15 protein-coding genes and 1 pseudogene are annotated in these 17,037 nt (G+C 70.8%); 10 read left to right on the top strand and 6 right to left on the bottom strand.

The genetic code is table 11. The features are described 5' to 3' along the window. Positions 1 to 7 precede the first annotated feature (7 nt). Complete coding sequence (locus tag AB0K21_RS13725) at positions 8 to 631, bottom strand: helix-turn-helix domain-containing protein (RefSeq protein ID WP_364149803.1); 624 nt, start codon at positions 629 to 631, stop codon at positions 8 to 10. Positions 632 to 910: 279 nt separating this feature from the next. Here AB0K21_RS13725 and AB0K21_RS13730 point away from each other — a divergent pair, with 279 nt between their 5' ends. Further along, entirely contained in the window at positions 911 to 1,540 is a 630-nt protein-coding gene (locus AB0K21_RS13730) for an HAD family hydrolase (protein WP_343982976.1), read from the top strand. A gap of 90 nt (positions 1,541 to 1,630) precedes the next feature. Next, positions 1,631 to 2,029 carry a cold-shock protein gene (locus AB0K21_RS13735; protein WP_343982973.1) on the top strand — a complete coding sequence of 133 codons (399 nt, stop codon included), beginning with the start codon at positions 1,631 to 1,633 and terminating at the stop codon, positions 2,027 to 2,029. A gap of 26 nt (positions 2,030 to 2,055) precedes the next feature. On the opposite strand, the gene AB0K21_RS13740 is transcribed toward AB0K21_RS13735, so the two are convergent. Beyond that, positions 2,056 to 3,678 (bottom strand): MFS transporter, encoded by a 1,623-nt coding sequence (locus tag AB0K21_RS13740; RefSeq protein ID WP_364149804.1) that lies wholly within the window; start codon positions 3,676 to 3,678, stop codon positions 2,056 to 2,058. Positions 3,679 to 3,847: 169 nt separating this feature from the next. Here AB0K21_RS13740 and AB0K21_RS13745 point away from each other — a divergent pair, with 169 nt between their 5' ends. After that, positions 3,848 to 4,669: a DUF3027 domain-containing protein gene (locus tag AB0K21_RS13745; RefSeq protein ID WP_343980863.1), complete on the top strand. Its 822-nt coding sequence runs from the start codon at positions 3,848 to 3,850 to the stop codon at positions 4,667 to 4,669. 157 nt (positions 4,670 to 4,826) lie between these two features. Then, positions 4,827 to 7,970: a hypothetical protein gene (locus tag AB0K21_RS13750; RefSeq protein WP_364149805.1), complete on the top strand. Its 3,144-nt coding sequence runs from the start codon at positions 4,827 to 4,829 to the stop codon at positions 7,968 to 7,970. Between the two features lie 138 nt (positions 7,971 to 8,108). Here the strand turns inward: AB0K21_RS13750 and AB0K21_RS13755 are convergent, their stop codons facing one another. Continuing rightward, the gene (locus AB0K21_RS13755; RefSeq protein WP_343980798.1) at positions 8,109 to 8,369 is read right to left on the bottom strand and encodes a DUF2530 domain-containing protein; all 261 of its coding nucleotides are present in this window, start codon (positions 8,367 to 8,369) and stop codon (positions 8,109 to 8,111) included. 131 nt (positions 8,370 to 8,500) lie between these two features. Between AB0K21_RS13755 and AB0K21_RS13760 the strand changes: the two genes are divergently transcribed. The 4 genes from AB0K21_RS13760 to thpR all read left to right on the top strand — a co-directional run bounded on the left by AB0K21_RS13760 (position 8,501) and on the right by thpR (position 12,591). Beyond that, entirely contained in the window at positions 8,501 to 9,970 is a 1,470-nt protein-coding gene (locus AB0K21_RS13760; RefSeq protein ID WP_343980795.1) for an NCS2 family permease, read from the top strand. 182 nt (positions 9,971 to 10,152) lie between these two features. After that, the gene (locus AB0K21_RS13765) at positions 10,153 to 10,614 is read left to right on the top strand and encodes a MarR family transcriptional regulator (protein ID WP_343980792.1); all 462 of its coding nucleotides are present in this window, start codon (positions 10,153 to 10,155) and stop codon (positions 10,612 to 10,614) included. A 143-nt stretch (positions 10,615 to 10,757) separates the two neighbouring features. Further along, positions 10,758 to 12,065, top strand: coding sequence for an MFS transporter (locus AB0K21_RS13770; protein ID WP_343980789.1), 1,308 nt, complete (start codon positions 10,758 to 10,760; stop codon positions 12,063 to 12,065). Continuing rightward, positions 12,019 to 12,591 (top strand): RNA 2',3'-cyclic phosphodiesterase, encoded by a 573-nt coding sequence (thpR, locus tag AB0K21_RS13775; protein ID WP_343980786.1) that lies wholly within the window; start codon positions 12,019 to 12,021, stop codon positions 12,589 to 12,591. Before AB0K21_RS13770 ends, thpR begins: the two co-directional genes overlap by 47 nt. A gap of 194 nt (positions 12,592 to 12,785) precedes the next feature. Here the strand turns inward: thpR and AB0K21_RS13780 are convergent, their stop codons facing one another. Then, positions 12,786 to 13,754: an aldo/keto reductase gene (locus tag AB0K21_RS13780; RefSeq protein WP_343980783.1), complete on the bottom strand. Its 969-nt coding sequence runs from the start codon at positions 13,752 to 13,754 to the stop codon at positions 12,786 to 12,788. A gap of 118 nt (positions 13,755 to 13,872) precedes the next feature. Between AB0K21_RS13780 and AB0K21_RS13785 the strand changes: the two genes are divergently transcribed. After that, positions 13,873 to 14,982 (top strand): hypothetical protein, encoded by a 1,110-nt coding sequence (locus tag AB0K21_RS13785; RefSeq protein WP_364149806.1) that lies wholly within the window; start codon positions 13,873 to 13,875, stop codon positions 14,980 to 14,982. 64 nt (positions 14,983 to 15,046) lie between these two features. Here the strand turns inward: AB0K21_RS13785 and AB0K21_RS13790 are convergent, their stop codons facing one another. Further along, positions 15,047 to 15,424, bottom strand: coding sequence for an STAS domain-containing protein (locus AB0K21_RS13790; protein ID WP_343980777.1), 378 nt, complete (start codon positions 15,422 to 15,424; stop codon positions 15,047 to 15,049). A gap of 327 nt (positions 15,425 to 15,751) precedes the next feature. On the opposite strand from AB0K21_RS13790, the gene AB0K21_RS13795 reads away from it, so the two are divergent. Beyond that, positions 15,752 to 16,777: an NAD-dependent epimerase/dehydratase family protein gene (locus tag AB0K21_RS13795; protein WP_343980774.1), complete on the top strand. Its 1,026-nt coding sequence runs from the start codon at positions 15,752 to 15,754 to the stop codon at positions 16,775 to 16,777. Positions 16,778 to 16,825: 48 nt separating this feature from the next. Here AB0K21_RS13795 and AB0K21_RS13800 read toward each other — a convergent pair. Further along, positions 16,826 to 17,037, bottom strand: a pseudogene (locus tag AB0K21_RS13800) (hypothetical protein); the annotation flags it as partial.

Genomic DNA, 17,037 nt, shown 5'->3' on the forward strand with positions numbered 1-17,037 from the left:
GGGCCGCTCAGCCGATGGCCTGGACCGCCGACCGGGGCAGCAGGCCGAGCGCGAGGCACACCCAGGCGGCGACGAAACGGTCGCGCTCCGCGCGACCGGGGGGTTCGCCCACGGTCTCCTCGAACAGCCGGTAGTGGACCACCGCCCCGCCGAGCGCGGCACCGATGGCGGGCCAGTCGGCATCGGCCTCGGCGTACTCGGGCTGGGCGCGGAACCAGGTGGTGATCGCGTCGAACATGGGCTGCAGGAGGCCCTCGCGTACGGTCGTGACCAGCTCGGGGAACTGGCTCAGGTCGCGGAAGAAGACGCGTGTGAGGTCTCTCTCCTCGCGGACCTTGGCCAGCCCGGCCCTGCACAGGTGGGTCAGCCGCTCCTCGATCTCGGTCGAGGTGTCGACGGCGCTGAGGTCGGTCAGGGTCTCGGCGATCTGCGCCCGTGTTCTGGCCGCGTGCTCGTTCACCGCCGCGGCCAGCACCTCGTACTTGGACTTGAAGTGCCGGTAGAGCCCCCCGGCTCCCGGCGACAGCCCGGAGGCGGCCTCGATCTCGGCCACCGAGGTTGCCGAGTAGCCCCGCTCGGCGAACAGTCGCAGGGCTTCGTCGATGATCCGCTCGCGCGTTGATCTGGTCATTTCTCTGCCGATACCTCCACCATGACCCTATCCAGTGCCGACCATGCCGGGTCGCACCGCGCCGGTCCAAGCCCGTTGTGAGGGCACGTTCGCCCGGCCGTCGGGCGCTCGGGGGAACCGTCCGGGGAGGTTTGCCCGCAGGATAAGTAAACCCTTCCGGTGCAGGGTTCCACAGTGGGCGACGTCATGTACAACACTTGGGATTGGCCATATTTAGGGGGATTTGGCATTCTTTGAGGGCTTCTCGAAGAAACCTCTTCGGGTAGCCGACAAGGAGCGGTGAGTGACCCGATGAACTCGGTGGGATTCGACCTCGATCTGACGCTTGCCGACACCCGCGCGGGCATCGCCGCCGTTTACGACGAGGTGGCGTCGCGCACCGGCTTCTTCATCGACAGCGGCGCCGTGCTGGCCAGGCTCGGACCGCCGCTGGAGTGGGAACTGGCCAACTGGATGCCCGCCGCCGAGGTCCCCGCGGCGGCCGACGTCTACCGGCGGCTCTACCCGTCGATCGCGGTCCCGGTCACCACCCTCATGCCCGGTGCGCGCGAGGCGGTCGACGCGGTACGGCGGGCCGGGGGCAGGGTCACCGTGGTGACGGGGAAGAACGCCCGCGACGCGGCGCACACCGTCGAGTTCCTCGGCCTGGAAGTGGACGAACTCGTCGGATCGGTCTTCGGGGCGGCCAAGGGGCCCGCGCTCGCGACTTTCGGCGCCGCCGCCTATGTTGGAGATCATGTCGCGGACATCGAGGCGGCGCGAGCGGGAGGAGCCGTCAGCGTGGCGGTGGCAACGGGCGTCTATCCGGCGGTGGAACTGCGTGATCACGGAGCGGATGTGATCCTGGGCGATCTGACCGAGTTCGCCGAATGGTTCGACAGCTGGCGAACTCCTACGGCTCTTGTGTAATTCAGGCCCCAATACACGGTCGCTCTCGGCGTCCGCTGGGCATAACCTACATCCATTCCTTTTCACGACAGTCTGAACGAGGTCACCCCTGTGCCGAGTGGCAAGGTCAAGTGGTACGACGCCGACAAGGGTTTCGGTTTCCTCACCCGCGACGACGGCGGTGAGGTCTTCGTGCATTCTTCCGCGCTGCCCTCCGGCGTGGACTCTCTCAAGCCGGGCCAGAAGGTCGAGTTCGGCGTGGCCGAGGGACGCCGCGGCCAGCAGGCGCTCTCGGTTCGAGTGATCGACCAGCCCCCCACGCTCGCCAAGACCGCGAAGCCCAAGGGCAAGCGCAAGAAGCCCGACGAGATGGTCGTCATCGTGGAAGACCTGATCAAGCTTCTGGACACGGTCTCCATGTCGTACCAGAAGGGCAAACACCCCGAGGCCACGCACGCGAAGAAGATCGCCGCCGTGCTCCGGGCGGTGGCCGACGACCTGGACGACTGACCGCCCGCCGACCGCCCGCCCCCGGCTCAGCCGTGGGGGGTGGTCAGCGGTCTGGTCCGCTTCTCGGTGGGGGCGTTCTCCGGCCGCACGACCACCGTGGCCGTCTTCGCGGCCCGCGGCCTGACCCACTCCGCGGACACCCCGTCCCGCGCGAACCGCTCTGTACCTTCGGCGGGACGAGGCCCCGGGTGGGAGGTGCCCGGATCCCGGGCGGCCTCGACCCTGGCGTCCACCTCCCGGACCCGCCTGCGGCGGCGGACCAGCAGCCAGCCGAGCGAGCCCGCCAGCACCACGGTCATCAGAGCCAGCCCGGCCGATCCGCCGGCGAACAGCGAGAGCAACAGCCCGATCAGGCCGCCCAGCACCCAGGAGATCTGCAGGAAGGCCTCCACCACGCCGAACGTGGACGAGCGCACCTCCTCGCCGATCTCCCGCTGCACGATCGCGTCCAGTGCGAGCTTGCCCAGGCCCTGGGCGAAGGCGGCCACCAGCGCGACCGCCACCGCGCTCCACAGCTGGAAGACGACCGCGGCCAGCACCGTGATCGTGGTCGTCACCGCGAGCGTGGCCAGCACGATGACCTGTGGGGAGTGGTTGCGCACCCAGGAGGCCACGGCCGTGCCCGCCAGCCCGCCGGCACCGGCGGCCACGGCCAGCACACCGATGGCGACCGTCGGCGGAAGGCCGGGCAGGTTCCTGTCCTGCACGAGGAAGAGCAGGTAGAAGAGGAGGAATCCGGAGTAGAGGCGGATCGCCACGTTGGCCCACATCGCCTCGGCCACCACCGGGCCCACGTTCAGCATCGTGCGCCAGCGGTGCGGCCGCTCCTCGCCACTCTCGTTCAGCTCCTCCAGGTCGGGGGAGTCGACGTGGCGCGGGAGTCGTACGGCCAGCACGCCCTGGAGCAGGAAGAGCACCGTCGCCCCGCGCAGCACCCACTCGGCGCCGAGCCAGGCGCTGACCCCCGCGCCGACCGGCACCGCGACGCCGGCCGTGACCAGCGCGAACAGGGCGACCCTCGCATTGGCCGTGACCAGCGCGATGTCGGCGGGCAGCACGCTCGGCATGATCGCCGCGCGGGAGACGTTGTACGCCTTCGACAGCACCAGCACGGCCAGCGCGGCCGGGAAGATCGTGAACACGTCTCCGGGGACGATCGCCGCCGCCATCGCGAAGCAGAGCAGCCCGCGGCCGAAGAGGGTGCCGGCCATCACGAAGCGCCGCCCCGAGCGAAACCGGTCGAGAACCGGGCCGACGAAGGGGGCGACCACCACGAACGGAATCATCGTGATCAGCAGGTAGAGGGCGACCTGGCCGCGGGCCTCGTTCACCGGGAGCTTGAAGAGCGTCCCGGCCAGGGCCGCGGTGACCAGGGCGTCACCCGCGCTGTGCGCGGCGGTCAGCTCGATCAGCTGGCCCAGCCCGGTGCGGCCCGCGCCCTGGGCATGGGTCAGCCGTCGCGCGGCCCGGCCCACTCGCTGGGTGCCGTTGACCGCGCCCAGGGCCGCCCGGGTCGTCGCCCGGCCCGTGCCCCGGCCGGCCCGCGCGCCGGCTCGGCCCGCGGCGGCGACCGACCTGCCGACCTGCCGAGAGGCGTCACTCACCGTCTTGCGAACCCGCTCCCACCCAGCTGCCACGTATCCAGTCATACCCGAAGGGTGGGGGAGTTGTCCGATGCGCCTGGTCACTCCCCGGGCTAACGGGAGTCCGCGGTGCCGTTCGCTCCGGTCATGGGTGAGAATGAACTGTGAGCGCAGTGAGCGAGCGAGCCAGTAGGGACAGCAGCCGTCGTGCTGCGGGGCTGACGGGAGACGACTCGTGAGCCGGACTCGATCCCGCGCCGTGGTCCTTGACCAGGCGTGTGTCGCGGCCGTCGACCTGGCCCGTGCCGCGGTCGAGGAGAACGTCAGGCCGGGCGATGTGGGCGAGCACCTCGGGGTCGAGGGCGAGGGCGACCGCGTCGTCACCCACTACTTCGCATGTCTCGACCGCGCCTACCGCGGCTGGCGCTGGGCCGTCACCGTCGCCCGTGCCTCGCGGGCGCGCAACGTGACGGTCAGCGAGGTCGTGCTCCTGCCGGGGGCGGGCGCGCTGATGCCGCCGCAGTGGGTGCCCTGGAGCGATCGGCTCCGTCCGGGCGACCTCGGCGTGGGCGACCTGCTGCCCACCTCGGAGGACGACGACCGGCTCGCGCCCGGCTTCACCGAGACCGGTGACGACTCCGACCAGCAGATGATCTTCGAGTACGGCCTCGGCCGGGCCCGGGTGCTCTCCCCGATCGGCCGCGACCGGGCCGTGCGGCGCTGGCACTCCGGCGAGTCGGGACCGCACACCCCGCTCGCGCACGCCGCCCCCGCCCAGTGCTCCACCTGCGGTTTCTACTGGCCGCTCGCGGGCGCGCTGCGTACCGGCTTCGGCGTCTGCGCGAACGAGTACGCCCCCGACGACGGGCGGGTGGTCGCCGCCGACCACGGCTGTGGCGCGCATTCCGAGGCCGCGGTGCTGCCGCACCAGGTCGAGCCGACCGCGCCGATCCTCGACGATCTCTCGCTCTCGTACGACACCGCCGAGGACGTCCCGGAACCCGACCTGACCGGGTCGGTGGACGATACGGCCTCCGAGCCGCTCGGTCACTCCTGACCCGGCGCCGCCGGGTCTGTTCCGCCCCGCAGCCGCCCCCGCAGCCGCCCTCGCCGCCCTCCCGGCGGTCCGCCCGGCCGTCGCCGTTCGGGCGCCGCTCTCGTGGTGTCCCGGCAGGGGAGCCCGGCCGCGGGGCCCTGACCTTTGGAAGATCGCCTTGACTGACATCTTCGGCACCGAACGACTGCGCTCCACCGTCCTGGCGGCCTGGAAGGCCTCGCCCGCGCGTTTCCGCGAGGACGCCAACGCGGAGGAGGACTTCGCGCTCGGTGGTTACCGTGACCGGCTGATCGTCGAGCTCGCACAGAACGCCGCGGACGCCGCGCTCCGCGCCGGGGTGCCGGGAAGGCTGCGTCTCTCGCTGCGCGAGGGCGTGCTGTCGGCGGCCAACATCGGCGCTCCCATCGACACCCATGGGATCGAGGCGCTGTCCACGCTGCGCGTCTCCGCCAAGCGCGGCGACGCCCACGCGGCCGGCCGGTTCGGCGTCGGGTTCGCGGCCGTGGTGTCGGTCTGCGACGAACCGGTGATCGGCTCGCTCGGCTCAGGGGTGGTCCGCTGGTCCCGTGACCAGACCGCCGCCCTGGTGGCCGCCGAGCCCGAACTGGCCAAGGAACTCGCCGAGCGCGGAGGGCACGTCCCGCTGCTGCGCCTGCCCTTCCCGGCCGGTCCGATCGAGATCCCCGCCGGGTTCGACACGCTCGTCCGGCTGCCGCTCCGGGACGGGGCGGCCGAGGACGCCGTCAGAGCGATGTTGAGGGAGACCAGCCCGGCTCTGCTGCTGGGTTTGCCCGCTCTGGAGGTGATCGAGATCGACCTGGACGGGGAGACGAGGGTCGTCACCGCGGAGGGCTGGCAGGTCGTCTCGGTCTCCGGGCGCTTCACCCCCGAGCAGATGGCCGAGCTCTTCGCCGACCGTCCGACCGAGGAGCGCTCCCGGCCGCACTGGCTGGTTCGCTGGGCCGTACCCGTGAGCGAGGCGACCGGGGAGCCCCGGCCGCTGCCCGCGCTGGTGCCGCCCGTGGTGCACGCGCCCACGCCGAGCGACGAGCCGCTCGACCTGCCCGCGCTGTTGATCGCCTCGTTCCCGATGGCCACCGACCGGCGGCACGTCGCACCGGGCCCGCTGACCGACTTCCTGGTCGAGCGCGCCGCGGACACCTACCTGGAACTGCTCGCCGGTCTGCCGCGGACGCCCCGGCTCCTCGACCTCGTCCCGGGCCTGATGGGCAAGGGCGAGCTCGACGCGAGCATCCGCCGGGCGATTCTGCGCAGGCTCCCCGACGCCCCGCTGCTCCCCGCGCTCTCCCTGCCGGCCGACCAGGGGGCCGAGGCCGGTCCCGGCGAGGCCGGAGCCGCGCTGCTGCTTCCCGACGACCTCGCGGAGAGCGCCGGCGCGGCCTGGGCTCCGCCCGCGGTCGGCGCGGACCTGGTCATCTCGGGGCGGCAGGCGTCCGTGGTCACGGCCACGGCCGAGCTGCTGGAGAGGATCGCTCCGATGATCGGTGGGCTGCTGCCCGCGGGGTGGCCGTCCCGGCATCCGGCGATCAACGCGCTCGGCGTCAGGCGGGTGCGGCTCTCCGACATCGTGGACATGCTCTCCGGCGACGCCGTCAAGGACCGGGATCCGGCCTGGTGGCGGTCGCTGTACGAGGTGCTGCCCGCCGACGACCCGGAGGCGCTCGGCGCGCTGCCGGTGCCGCTCGCCGACGGCCGCCTGGTCAGGGGACCGCGCGGCACGCTGCTGCTGACCGACGGCTCCGCGCTGGATCCGGCGGTTCTCGCCCCGCTCGGGCTGCGCGTGGTGCACCCGGACGCGGCCCACCCCCTCCTGCTCAGGCTCGGCGCGGCTGAGGCGACGCCCCGCACGGTCCTGGAGGATCCGCTGACCCGCTCCGCCGTCTCGGAGTCCCTGGAGGGCGCCGACCCGGAACCGGTGGCCCAGGCGGTGCTCGCGCTGGTCGACGCCGCGGGGCTGACCGCGGGCGACGCGCCCTGGCTGGCCGAGCTGGCGTTGCGCGGCGCCGACGGCGAGCTGTACCCGGCGGGCGAACTGCTCCTCGCCGACGGGGCGCTGGCCGGGCTGCTCGACGCGGAGACGCACTTCGGCACCGCCGCGCCCGAGCTGGTCGAGCGGTACGGCCGGAGGGTACTCGCCGCGGTCGGGGTGCTCGACGGCTTCGCCGTGGTCAACGACCACGACGTCATGATCGACCCGGACGAGTGCGACCACGACCTCGACCGCGAGGACGAGTGGCTGGAGACGGTCCTCGACCTGCTGCCCGAGATGAACGTGCCGCCGGTCGCCCGGGAGTTCTCCGCGGTCCGGGACCTGGAGTACGTCGCCGACTGGCCCGCCGCCCTCGCCCTGCTGTCCCGCCCGCCGCTCCGCTCGGTACTGCATCCGCTGCGGGTCCTGGTGTCGGGGGAGGTCGTGGAGGTCCCGTCCTACACCGCGTGGTGGCTGTCCACGCACCCGGTGCTCGGCGGCAGGCGCCCCACGCAGCTGCGACTCCCGGCGGGTGACCCGCTGCTGTTCGGCCTGTACGGGGACGCCCCGGCGGATGTCGACGAGGCCGCGCTGGCGATGATCGGCGTCCGGAGCACGCTGGCCGACCTGCTCGCCTCCCACGGGGGTCCGGACGAGCTGCTCGATCTGCTGGGCGACCCCTCCGTGGAGGTCGACCGGGCGCAGCTCCGCTCCCTGTGGGTGGCCCTCGCCGCCGTCGACCCCGCCCGTGTCGCGCCCCCGCGCGCCGTCCGCGCGGTCCTGGGTGACGAGATCGTCGTGGTCGACGCCGCCGACGGCCGGCCGGTGCTCGCCGATGCCGAACCGGGGGCCGGTTCGGGGAACGGGGGCGCGGGCGAGCCGGTCGTGGTCGAGGCGCCCGACCTGCTGCCGCTCGTCGCGGGGCGGCCGTTGGTCCTGGCCCCGTTCGACCTGGCTGAGGCACTCTCCGAGCTGCTCGACCTGCCGCTGGCCGGCGAGGAGGCGGCCGGGGAGGTGACGTCCTCGGGCGAGGTCCGTGACGTCCCGCCCGCGGTACGGTCGCTGCTGCCGACCGCACCGGCGAGCTACGTGGCGCACGAGCGGCTGCTGGTGGACGGTGTCCCCGCGGCCTGGCGGTTCTTCGAGGGCATGGTGCACGCCTCGGATGTGGAGGGGCTGGCGCGCGGGCTCGCCTGGGCGTCCGGCCAGTGGGGCGACCGGCTCGCGGTGGCGGCGCTGCTGCGCGATCCCGCGGCGGTGCCGCTGCTGCTCGCCGAGGCCGACCTGGACAGCTGGACCGCCTCGACCTAGGGGCTCGACCCGGACGATCGTTTCGGGCGCGTGCCGGGTGACACGTTCGCCGACCTTCGTCGGGTCACGCTCGCGCCGGTTCCGGGCACGCTGCCGGGATCGGCGCGGGCGTGGCCGGTACGGCGGCGGTCGAGCGGCTCAGAGGATCGCCGTGGTGGGCTCGATCGGGCCCTCGGACGGGGGCGGGGGGCGGCGGTCGCGGCGGCGTACGAACCAGAGGCCGAAGAGGCCGCCGCAGATGCCCGACACGCACATCCAGATCCACCAGCGGTGCTCGGGGTCCGGCTGCACGACCAGGAGGACGACCAGGGCGACGGCCCACAGACCCGTACCCGTGAGGATCGTGAGCTTGTCGTTGGTCTTCAACGGCTGCAGATCCGGGAGGCGTGGCTGGTTCACGCGCTCCAGACTAGGCGACGGGGTCGCAGGGTTCGCAAAACGGATTACGTCAAAGCGCGAATCCATCTCGAAACCATCACCATCGGCGACCAGGTCTTCCCGGAAGGGGGACTCGCTGTCACTCTGCGTGAGTGAAAGATAGTAAAACCTCCCAAATAAGTGGACTTGACCGTTTCTTCCACATCTCCGACCGGGGCTCCTCCGTGGGCCGGGAGGTGCGCGGCGGTCTCGCCACGTTCTTCACGATGGCCTACATCGTCGTGCTCAACCCTCTGATCATCGCTACCGTCCCGGACGTCGAGGGCCAGTTCATCGGCGACGGGAGCGTGCCCAACGTCCCGCTCGTCGCGGCCGGTACCGCCTTTGTGGCGGGAGTGCTCAGCATTCTGATGGGGGTCGTCGGCAAGGTCCCCTTCGCGATGGCCGCGGGACTCGGCCTGAACGCCTTCGTGACCTTCGGCATCGCCTCGCAGATGTCCTGGGAGTCGGCGATGGGCCTGGTGTTCCTGGAGGGTGTGATCATCGGGCTCCTGGTGCTGACCGGTTTCCGCACCGCCGTGTTCAACGCCATCCCACCCCAGCTCAAGACCGCGATCAGCGTCGGTATCGGCCTGTTCATCGCCCTGATCGGCTTCGTGGACTCGGGCTTCGTCCGCCGCGTGGCCGCGGGACCGCCGCTGGAGCTCGGCATCGCGGGTTCGCTGGCCAGCTGGCCGATCTTCGTCTTCGTGGTCGGCCTGCTGCTGATGGTGGTGCTGGTGGCGCGCAAGACGAAGGGCGCCATCCTGATCGGCATCATCGCCACGACGGTTCTCGCGATCATCGTCCAGGCCGTCACCAAGGTCGGCGCCGCGACGGTGCCGGGCCAGGACCCCAATCCGGCGGGCTGGCAGCTCGTCGTTCCGGAGATGCCCAAGGAGATCTTCGGGTTCCACAACCCGCTGGTGCTGTTCGCGGAGTTCGACCCGATCGGCGCCTTCGGCTCGGTCTCGGTCATCGTGGCCCTGCTGCTCGTCTTCACCCTGCTGATCACCGACTTCTTCGACACCATGGGCACGATCGTGGGCGTCGGCGGACAGGCCGGGCTGGTCAAGGAGGACGGCACCCTGCCCAGGACCCGGGAGATCCTCCTCGTCGACTCGATCGGCGCGGCGGCCGGAGGCGCGGCCTCCGTCTCCTCCAACACGACCTACATCGAGTCGGCCGCGGGTGTCGGCGAGGGGGCGCGCACCGGCCTCGCCAGCGTCGTCACCGGTGTGCTGTTCCTGCTGGCGATCTTCTTCTCGCCGCTCGTCGCGGTCGTCCCCTACGAGGCCGCCGCCCCCGCCCTGGTCGTGGTCGGCTTCCTGATGATGACCTCGATCCGCGAGATCGACTTCACCGACTACGAGATCGCCATCCCGGCGTTCCTGACGATCGTCCTGATGCCGTTCACGTACTCGATCGCCACCGGTATCGGCGCGGGCTTCGTCACCTTCGTGCTGATCAAGCTGATCAAGGGCAAGGCCCGCGAGCTGCACGCGCTGATGTGGATCGTCGCGGCGCTGTTCGCCGTCTACTTCGCCCTCGGCCCGATCAAGGTCCTGTTCGGCCTGGGCTGAGAAGTCGCGCGGAAGCCGTCACGGTGCTCGATCCTCATCGGTCGCCGTGGCGGCTTTCGCGTGTCGGGGGCGGCTGCTTCACGCCAGGATTGGCGAGCCCCTGACCGTCCGCCCGCCCCCGGCAGGAAACCCATTGGAGGGAATCACGTGCGGTCGTATATAGTTAGCAAAGGTAATGACTTATGATAACGAATCATCCCAGGAAGGACCACGTCGCGATCCTGCGAAGCGACGCCGGTCTGGCTTCGTCCCTGCGCGTGTCACTGGCACGACTGAACAGGCGCCTGCGCAGGCAGGCCGCGGTGCACTCGCTGACGCCCACCCAGCTCGCGACGCTCGCCGCCGTGGAACGGCATTCCGGGATAACCCCCGGAGAATTGGCCGATCTAGAGAAGGTGCAGCCGCCCTCGATGACCCGCGTGATCGCCGTGCTGGTCGAGCGGGAGCTGGTGTCGCGTACGCCACACCCGACCGACCGACGCCAGGTGACCGTGAGCGTGACCGGCCAGGGGTCGGCGCTGCTGAAGGAGGAGCGCCGCCTCAAGGAGGCATGGCTGACGCGGCAGCTGAAGGAGCTGACACCCGAGGAGAAGGCGACGCTCAGGCAGGCGGCGCTGATACTGGAGAAGCTCAGCCGGATCTAGCCGACCCCGAGGAACCCGGGGCCCCGGCGGTCCCGTGTGACGCCGGGGCGTCCGCCGTGCCAGGCGGAAAGTCCGGAAGAAGGCCCAGAGGAAGACTCGGGCCGAGGGCGCGGATGCGTCGGCGGGCCGCGAGGGCCGCCGTGGTGAACGAGCTCCAGGCCACCGAGAGCGGATCGGCCCAGACCGTGCCCGAGACGCGGGACGGAATGTTCCGGTCGCTCCGCGTCTACAACTACCGGCTGTTCGCGGCCGGAGGCGTGGTCTCCAACGTCGGCACCTGGATGCAGCGCACCGCGCAGGACTGGCTGGTGCTCGACCTGACGAAGGGCAACGCCGCCGCGCTGGGCCTGACCGTCGCGCTGCAGTTCCTGCCGCTGCTGCTGTTCGGACTCTGGGGCGGCATGCTCGCCGACCGCTATCCCAAGCGGTCGCTGCTGATCGCCTGCCAGTCGCTGATGGGCCTGCTCGCGCTCACCATGGGTGTGCTCACCGTGACCGGCTCGGCCCAGGTCTGGCAGGTCTACGTGATGGCCTTCACGCTCGGCCTCATCGCCTGTGTCGAGGTGCCGACCCGGCAGGCGTTCGTCGTCGAGATGGTCGGCCGCAAGGACCTGTCCAACGCGATCGCGCTGAACTCGTCGAGCTTCAACCTGGCCCGGGTGGTCGGCCCGGCCGCCGCGGGTGTCCTGATCCACGCGCTGGGGGGCACCGGCCCGATCTTCCTGATCAATTTCGTGTCGTTCGCCGCGGTGCTCAGCGGGCTGCTGCTGATGCGCACCTCCCAGCTGACCACCCCCGAACCGGTGCCGAGGGCCAAGGGGCAGCTTCGCGAGGGCCTGCGCTACGTGACGGCGCGGCCCGAGCTGCTCATGCCGATCCTGCTGATCGCCTTCGTCTCGATGTTCACCCAGTCGTTCTCGATGTCGATAGCGCTGATGGCGCGCGAGACCTTCGGGGCCGGCGCCTCCTCGTTCGGGCTCGCCTCCAGCATGTTCGCGATCGGAGCGCTGGCGGGAGCGCTGATGGCGGCGCGGCGGGTCAGGCCGAGCAGGCGCCTGCTGGTCGGCGGAGCCGTCGCGTTCGGCCTGTTCCAGATCGCCAGCGGCCTGGCCCCCTGGTATCCGCTCTACCTGATCCTGCTCGTGCCCGCCGGCGTCGCGCTGATCTCGATAAACACCGCGGCCAACGCCGGCGTGCAGCTGGCCACCTCGCCGGAGATGCGCGGCCGGGTGATGGGGATCTACGTGCTGGTGTTCACCGGGGGAGCCCCCCTCGGCGCGCCGCTGCTCGGCTGGATCTCCGAACTGGGCGGGGTGCGTACCGGAGTCGTGATCGGCGGGGTGCTCACTCTGATCGGCGCCGCTGCGGCGACAATGCTGACAAGGGTGATCAGCAGGAGGTCGCATGCGGCTGTTCGTGGGGTTACCGCCGCCACCGCCGGCGCGCGATGAGCTGGTCCGCGCCCTCGAACCTCACCTGGCGCGATGGCCGGGGCTGCGCTGGCTGGACGCGGAGAACTGGCATGTGACGCTGTCGTTCCTGGGGGAGGTGCCCGACCGTGCGCTGCCCGAGTTGCGGACGCGGCTCGCCAGGGCGGCCGCGCGGCACGCCCCGATGACACTGTCCTTCGCCGGCGCCGGCGCGTTTCCCTCGGCGGGCAGGGCGCGGGTCTTCTGGACCGGGCTGTGCGGTGACCGCCTCAGGCTGGGCCGCCTGGCCGACTCCGTGGCGGCCGGAGCGCGCCGCGCCGGAGTCGGCCAGGCGGAGCACCGGAGGTTCACCCCGCATCTGAGCCTGGCCAGGTGCCGTCCCGAGACGGACATCGGTCCTCTGGTCGAGGCGTTCGGGCCGTTCTCCGGCACCGAGTGGGAACTGGGGACGGTGCACCTGATACGGAGCAACCTCGGGGCCAAGGTCCGCTACGAAACGGTTGAGGAATGGGACCTGGCGGCGCGGGCACCTCGTGGGCAGGGCTAGGCTCCAGGTCGTGGATCGTCCCCGTCGCTGGCTGCTGCCCACGGTGCTCGTGCTTCTCGTGCTCCTCGTGGTGATCGGCGCACTCGTGTCCTAGACCCTGTCCCCTGGCGGCCCACCGCGGCCCTCTCCCACGCCCCACGAGAGGCCCCTGACCGAGCCCGGCCACGGCGAGAGCCGCGGGACGGGACGCCGGCCTACCAGGCGTACTCCTCCGGCGCCGTCCGGAAGCCGGGGAAGATCTCGTCCAGGCGGGCCAGGGCCTTCTCGTCCAGCGTGATCTCCAGCGCCTTGACGGTGCCGTCGAGCTGGTCGAGCGTGCGCGGCCCGATGATCGGCGCGGTGACGACCTTCTGGTGGAGCAGCCAGGCCAGCGCGAGGTTGGCCGGGTCCACACCGAGCTCGTCCGCGAACGCCTCGTAGCGCTCGATCTTGTCGCGGTGCTTCTCCAACTGGGCGGTGATCTGCTCCGAGGCCGACCGGCCCTTGTCGATCTTCTTGAGGATGCCGCCGAGCAGGCCGCCCGCGAGCGGGCTCCACGGGATCAGGCCCAGGCCGTAGTCCTCGGCCGCCGGGATGACCTCAAGCTCGGGGGCGCGGACGATCAGGTTGTAGTGGGACTGCTCGGAGACCAGGCCGAGAGTGTTGCGCCGCCGCGCGCTCTCCTGGGCCTTGGCGATGTGCCAGCCCGCGAAGTTGGACGACCCCACGTACAGGATCTTGCCCTGCTGCTTGAGGATGTCCATGGCCTCCCAGAACTCCTCGAACGGGGTGCTCCGGTCGATGTGGTGTGCCTGGTAGAGATCGATGTAGTCGGTCTGCATCCGCTTCAGCGACGCGTCGGCGGCGCGCCGGATGTTGAGCGCGGACAGACGGCCCTCGTTGGGCCAGTCGCCCATGTCGCCGTAGAGCTTCGTGGCGATCACCGTCTTCTCGCGGCGCTCGCCTCCCTTGGCGAACCATCGACCGATGATCTTCTCGGTGATGCCCTCGCCCTTCTTCCAGCCGTACACGTTGGCCGTGTCGAAGAAGTTGATCCCCAGCTCATGGGCGTGGTCCATGATCGCGAAGGAGTCGTCCTCCGAGGTCAAGGGGCCGAAGTTCATCGTGCCCAGGCAGAGGCGGCTGACCTTCAGGCCGGTACGGCCAAGCTGCGTGTATTCCATGCGCCCACCCTAAATACCTGGAGTGCACTCCAGGCGAGAGGATCGGCGGGAAAATCCGTGCCGGCCGCCCCCGCCGCGTCTGTGACGCCCGCCGGTTCCGCCGGGGCATGATGGCTGGATGCTGAGTAAGCCGGGGGAAGTCTTGGTCCGCGCGTTCGCGGTGGTCGGCCTGACCGCGGCCACGGCCTTCACGGGGCAGAGCGCGCCGGCGGGCGGTGGGCGGGCGGCCTGGGCCGACGCGGGTCAGGGCGCGCGAGCGGACGATGAGGAACGGATCCTCTTTCGCTTCAAGGACAGCCGGATCGGCGAGTCGAGCGGGCTGGCGGTCTCGCCGACCCACGAGGACGTTTACTACACGCACAACGACAGCGGCTCCGGGCCGGTCTTCTACGCGGTCGGTCCCAAAGGTCAGACCCGCGCGACCTTCACCCTGCGGGGGGCGGAGGCCCGCGACTGGGAGGGCATGGCCGCCTCCGTCGACCAGAAGACCGGCCGGGGGGTGCTCTGGTTCGCGGACATCGGCGACAACTTCGACGGGGCCTGGCCTGACATCTCGGTGTACAAGGTCGCGGAGCCCACGGTGCTGAGCGACGCCGTCGTCCCCGCCGTGCGCTACCGCTTCCGCTACGAGGACGGCGGGCACAACGCCGAGGGCGTCATGGTGAACCCCCGCACCGGGCGCCTCTACATCGTGACCAAGCAGTTCGCCGGCGCCGTCTACGAGGCACCGAAACGGCTGCGCACCGACAGGGTCAACGTGCTCCGCAAGGTCGGTCCCGCGCCCCTCATGGCCACCGACGCCGCCTACGCCCCCGACGGGTCGAGCTTCGTGATCCGAACCTACTTCTCCGCCACGGTCTACCGCGCTCCCGGCGAACAGATCACCCGGGTGACGATGCCGCAGCTGGATCAGGCCGAGTCGATCACCTACACGCGTGACGGCAGGTACCTGCTGACCGGTAGCGAGGGGAGGCGCAGCCCGGTCTACCAGGTGCCGCTGCCCGAGGAGGTTCTCCGCGAGGCGGCTCCGGAACCCACGACCGCCCTGCGGCGGGCGGCCCCCACGCCGGACGCCGAACCGGCCCCCACGCCGGTCGCCGGGAAGAAGGCCGGACGGGACGAGGCGGGCGAGGACGCGGGCGTGCCGACCTCGGCCGTGCTGCTCTGGCTGGCCATCGCCGCGGGCGCCACGGGCACCATCACCCTGATCGCCCGTAACACCCGTTGAGCGGCGATCGGGTCGTCTCGGCCGGCCCGGCCGGGGAGTCGCGGGTCGCGGGGAGGCTTCCGGTTCAGTCGGGAAGTCGCAGGTCGCGAGGGGCGGCTTGAGTCAGGGAGGCCGCCACGTCGGCGTCGACGGGGAACCAGGCGGACAGCCCGGTTATCTGCAGAAGACGTCCCAGGACGTCCGAAACCTCGGCCAGCCGCAACCAGCCGCCCGCCTCCGAGGTCATGCGCGCGCCGCTGAGAAGCGCCCGCAGTCCGGTGGAATCGCAGAAAGTGATCTTCTGGGCGTCGATGACGATCCGCGGGCGGCATTCGGAGACCAGCCGCTCGATGGTCTTCCTGAGCAGTTCGCTGGAGTTGTGGTCGATGTCGCCCGCGACGCTGATCACGGTGCAGCCGGCATGCTCGTGGTGGTCGACGCCGATGGAGAGTTCTCTGCTCATCGCCTCGCATTTCCACCCGGTGAAGCTGTCGGTCTCGGCTGTCGTCCGACCTGATCAAGGTATACCCCGCCGGACCGCCGGAGTGGGCGACGGGCGGGCGACATGTGCGTAACGGCTGCGAGGACCATCGTTCGTCTCCCGTACCGCCGGCCGGTCCGGAACATGACCCCGTACCGAAGATGAATGACCACATCCAGATTTATTGCCCTGACATATTCGAATATTCCTCAACCGTCCCGGATGGATTTCCGGCAATAGGCAATGATGGTTAAGAACCAGAGGGGTTATCCCTTCTCTTCCGGTGAGGATTGCCGCTAACTTTCGAAGATGCGCGTTCTGGTAACCGGGGCATCAGGTTTCGTCGGTTCGCATGCGGTCGCCGCGCTTCTCGCCGACGGGCACGAGCCGCTTCTGCTCATCCGCAATCCAGAGAGAACGCGCGAAGTGCTGGCCGGTGTCGGGGTGACGGAGCCGGTTCCCCTGCACAGGGCCGATATCCGCGATACGGCGGCGGTGCGGGACGGGCTCGAACAGTGTGACGCGGTCATTCACGCCGCCGCGGAAATCGGGGTCATCGGCCGTGCCGGCGATCTGGCCGGTACGAATGTGACCGGCGCGAAGAACGTCCTCGGGCAGGCCGTCGAACTCGGTCTCGACCCGGTCGTGCACATCTCGAGCATCGGTGTCTTCGTGCCCCCGACCGGTCCGGTGATCACGACCGAGAGCCCGCTCTCCACGCCGAGGAACGAGTACGGCAGGAGCAAGATCTCCGCAGAGCACTACGCCAGACGGCTCCAGGAGCAGGGGATGCCGGTCACGATCGTCTACCCGGCGGCGGTCGCCGGACCGTACCAGCCCTCGCTGGACGCGCTGATGGACGGGCTGCGCGCGGGGCTGGAACAGGGGTGGCCGATCACCGCCGGCGGCGTCGGCGTCGTCGACGTACGGGATCTGGCCCTCGTGCTCGCCCGCTGCCTCGAACCGGGGCTGGGGCCTCGCCGATTCATGCTGGGCGGGCACTACCTCACCTGGGCGCAGCTCGCCGACGTCTGCGACGAGGTGACCGGGAACCGCTGCCGGAGGTTCCGGGTCCACCGGTCGGTGCTGCGCGGCGCGGCGGCCGTGGTCGACGCGATGAAACTGATCAAGGAGATCGACTACCCGCTGACCAGGGACGCCGTCGAGATGATGGTCACGATGGTCCGCGCGTACGACACCCCGACCCTTGAGGCGCTCGGCGTGGGGCTGCGGCCGGTCCAGGAGACCGTCACCGACTCGCTGCGCTGGCTGGCGCAGGAAGGGCACCTCGGTCTGGACAAGGTCGGCAGGCTGGCGGGTAGTGTCACGCGGTAACGCGATCCCTCCAGCGCGACAGGGGTGGCGGCGGTGACCACCTCACAGTCAGGAGTCGGCGATGAACGTCGGGGTCGTCGGTGTGGGGATCGTCGGTCTGGCCGTCGCCAGTTTGTGGGTGGGCGTCGGCGGTGGGTGTCGGGGTCGAGGTGCGGACGGGGGGCGGCGATGAACGTCGGGGTCGTCGGTGTGGGGATCGTCGGTCTGGCCGTCGCCAGTTTGTGGGTGGGCGTCGGCGGTGGGTGTCGGGGTCGAGGTGC

The organism is Streptosporangium sp. NPDC049248 (genome assembly GCF_040678965.1).
Classification (GTDB): Bacteria; Actinomycetota; Actinomycetes; order Streptosporangiales; family Streptosporangiaceae; genus Streptosporangium; species Streptosporangium fukuiense.